This window comes from Sulfurovum sp. bin170 (assembly GCF_010892395.1).
Lineage (GTDB): Bacteria > Campylobacterota > Campylobacteria > Campylobacterales > Sulfurovaceae > UBA1140.
Map to the genome: position 1 here is coordinate 1 of NZ_JAACKB010000043.1, position 2,202 is coordinate 2,202.

The following is a 2,202-nucleotide window of genomic DNA, read 5'->3' on the forward strand; positions in this document are numbered from 1 at the left end:
GAATGAACTGAGTTTGATATAAAACAAAGGCAGTGTAGACTTTGAATCCTAAATAGACAATAAGATAGCTTTGATAGAAAGAGAGAAATAATGACAATAGCACCGATACAAAAACAACTAGCACAAAAACAACTTGATAAGTTTTGCAAGACACGCATTCCTGAAGAGATTAAACATGCTATACAACTTACCTACAGCATAGAGAAAAACAAGGTAACGCTCATAGAGAAACGACCTTTATGGAATGACCGAACTAGATGGTCTGAGCTTCCTGTGGCTGTTATGATTTTTGATAAAGAGTCTATGGCATGGCAACTTTACTGGATACGAGGTAATGGTAAAAAAGAACTCTATACAAACTTGCCACCTCAAAAAGATCTGCAAAAGTGTATTGATGAGGTAGATAAAGATCCTCTTTGTACTTTTTGGGGTTAGGGTATGGCAAAAAAACAGTACGGAACCACTATATGGGGAGCAGAACTTCTAAATGTTTTGGAACAAAAAACGGACTATGGACGACTGGGGAGAGGTAAGACCTATGCCAATACAGGTAAAGTCTACAATGTCTCTGTCAAAGATAGTCATATCAAAGCAAGGGTGAGAGGTAACTATAGCCCCTACTATAGTACGAGTATGGATTTTACTCCTTTTAGTAAAGATGAGATAGAAACTATCAAAAATATTTTAGAAAAAAATCCTCTTATTTTAGCCTCTATCATGAATGGTGATTTACCTGAAGCATTTCTAAATCTTCTTTTTGAAGCCAAAATCTCTCTCTTCCAAAATTTTAAAATGAGCTGTTCTTGTCCTGATTTTTGGGGTGATTATGCCTGTAAACATATAGCAGGACTTTACTATATTGCTGTGAGTGAGATGGATAAAAATCCGTTTATACTCTTCTCTCTTCGTGGATTTGACCTTGTCAAGCATTATAATATAGAGAGTGAGATAGATATAGAGTATCCTCTGTCTCTGGCTTCATGGCAAGATGAAGAGGTGAGTGATGAAGATATGGAAATTATCAAGCTTAGCGATAGCTCTGGCTTTATACTCTCTATGTTGAACCCCAATCCACCTTTTGCATCCATTGACTATAGAGAGGTGATGGAGGAGTTTTACAAAAAAGTACCTAGAGCCTTGGTGCAGAGTATCTCACCTATCCAGAACCGTGAGATGGAGGATATAGAGAGACTGCTGCAGAACTCTGATTTTGAGTTTGTACTCAATCGTGATATCTATGAGAGTAGTTTTTCCGTGACAAATCCTCTCTTGGTAGATTACAAGCCGCTCTTTTCTACCATGAATGTGAAGTTCACAAAGCAGGGCTTTACTCTCTCTACTACTGAGCTGTTTAGGCTCTTTATCTCATGTGAAGACGAGAGTGGGAGTCAGAGCTATCGTTTCTTGTTTTATCTGTTTAGAGTAGCCTATCTGATGATAGAGGCGAAGAGCTTTGTCCCGACTGTAATTGAAGATAAAAAGGACTTCTCTATTGCCTACAGGGTGTTACACTCTATCCCAGAGGTGCAGCAGCAGCTAAGTTCGCTCGCTAGGCTAGCTCCTAAGATGGTGAAGCATGAGAAAGAGTATGTAGACCAAAGAAGCTCCACAGAAGTGATACTCTCGTGCGTAATAAGTGACTTTGTAGTGCATATGGATTTTATGCATAAAAAGCAGAAGAACAACCCACCCCAAATCTCTTGGAGTTTTTTTAATGCCAATAAATTCAAGGTCAAAGGCTTTGAGGATGAGAACTTAGCCTCAGCTATCTATAACTACTTTGCTATCTTTGACATCATCAAAAGTCAATACCGTTATAAAATCTATATCGATAAATCTGATAACTACATGCTCTCTATAAAAGTACAAAATGGAGATAAGGAGTATCTGCTAAATCAGAGTTTGAGTGTTCTGAATAAGATGGAGGTACTAAAATTTATCTCTTTTCTAAATACCTATCTACCTGAGACAAGCCAGCTACTAGAGAATGAGATGGTAGAGCTCTCTAAGTCAAAACTAGAGGAATTTTTGCTAAGCACCTCTACTATCATCTCAAATCTAGGCATAGATATCATCTTGCCAAAAGAGCTGAAAAATCTCCTTAGACCTAAGCTCTCACTAAAGGTCAGCTCAAAAGCCAAAAATCTACAGTCATTTTTTGACCTACAGTCGATGCTAGAGTATGATTGGCAGATAGCCATA

General features: G+C 38.0%; 2 protein-coding genes. Both read left to right on the forward strand.

Features of this window, described 5'->3' with window-relative positions; translation table 11 throughout:
* The first annotated feature begins 90 nt into the window (after positions 1-90).
* Positions 91-435 (forward strand): DUF3024 domain-containing protein, encoded by a 345-nt coding sequence (locus GSY74_RS01000; RefSeq protein WP_164663235.1) that lies wholly within the window; start codon positions 91-93, stop codon positions 433-435.
* A 3-nt stretch (positions 436-438) separates the two neighbouring features.
* The coding region (locus GSY74_RS01005; RefSeq protein WP_164663236.1) for an SNF2 helicase-associated domain-containing protein at positions 439-2,202 on the forward strand (1,764 nt) is incomplete at its 3' end.

Excerpts from the sequence above, each read along its gene's own strand:
- GSY74_RS01000 (WP_164663235.1), top strand. The coding sequence starts at position 91 with ATGACAATAGCACCGATACAAAAACAACTAGCACAAAAACAACTTGAT.